The sequence below is a fragment of the Candidatus Hydrogenedentota bacterium genome, assembly GCA_035450225.1.
In the GTDB taxonomy this organism is placed as follows: Bacteria; Hydrogenedentota; Hydrogenedentia; order Hydrogenedentales; family SLHB01; genus DSVR01.
Genome location: DAOTMJ010000117.1, coordinates 1 through 1,192, shown reverse-complemented (window position 1 = coordinate 1,192; position 1,192 = coordinate 1). Strand labels below are relative to the sequence as shown.

At 58.5% G+C, this 1,192-nt stretch carries 1 protein-coding gene; it reads right to left on the bottom strand.

All coding sequences use genetic code 11. The features are described from left to right. Positions 1-313: 313 nt before the first annotated feature. A complete protein-coding gene (locus P5540_19985) occupies positions 314-1,096 on the bottom strand; it encodes an aldolase/citrate lyase family protein (protein HRT67095.1) in 783 nt (260 codons plus the stop codon). Positions 1,097-1,192: the final 96 nt, after the last annotated feature.

Here is a 1,192-nt window from a genome sequence, read left to right as displayed (position 1 = left end):
ATCTCAATCGGCCTTTCACAGAGCGGGCGGGGACGCCCGCGCTCCCGACTGCGCATACACAAACCACGCACTAGAACTCGCATGCTCCCTGTCACTAACCGATTACTGCGACTGGGTTTCCTTTTTCTCACACAAAGGCACTAAACACGAAGTTTTTTGGGGCATGGCTCGGCTGTTTTTTTAACCGCAGATGGACGCAGATTTGTTTGAGGATGGCGTGGCTCGGTTTTTTCGGAACCGCCAAGGCGTCAAGAACGCCGAGACACCCCTGCTTTTCATGGGGTTTCATGTTTCACGGTTCCACGTTGAGCGTTCATCCCTTATTCGCGAATGCGTCCGTTATCGAAGTGCAATACTGCGACAGCCCCACCACATCCGCGCCGACGGAAAGAAAACGGTATCCCATGTCCACCAACTCATCGATCTGATCGGGACCAGCCACCGTACCTGCGAACTTGCCGTGTGCGAGTGCTGCCTCCGCCACGCGCCGCCGCGTTTCCAGCAGTTTCGGATGCGTCCACTCGCCCGGTGCGCCGATCCCGTGGCTGAAATCGCCCGGCCCGAAAAAGAGCATGTCGATGCCGTCCAACGCCGCGATCGCGTCGAGATCATCCAGCGGCTCCGGGTCTTCGATCTGGACGATGACCATCCGTTGCGCGTTTGCCTGCTGGAGGTAATCGGTGAATCCTATTCTGCAATATGCGCCATCTGCATTTCCGCCATCGACCGGCCGCCGCCCGACCGGATGAAAGCGGGTCATGCGCACCACGTTCTGCGCATCGGCGAGGCTCATGATGTGCGGCACCATGATGCCGGCCGCATCCAATTCCAGTGGCCGGATATAATCGCTGTAGCTGCCGCGCGGCACGCGCACGATCACATCGGCGTCATGCGCCTTGGCGGCCCAGACGATCTTCTCGACCGCCGACAGGTCGTTCGGCACATGTTCCCGATCCGTCCACAGGCAATCAAAACCCGCCATCGCAGCAATTTCAGCCGCGCGCGCATCGGCCAGATTCAATTTGAAACAACTCGCGACACCACCCGAACGCAGCTTCGCCAACGTCCGGCTGGGACGCATTTCCAGTTTGCTCATTTTTCTTTTCTTTCCTTTAGAGGCTCTTGTAAAACCCGTTACGTGCAGGTGTGGCACGGGCATCTTGCCCGTGTTTCATGGGCGGGACGCCCATGC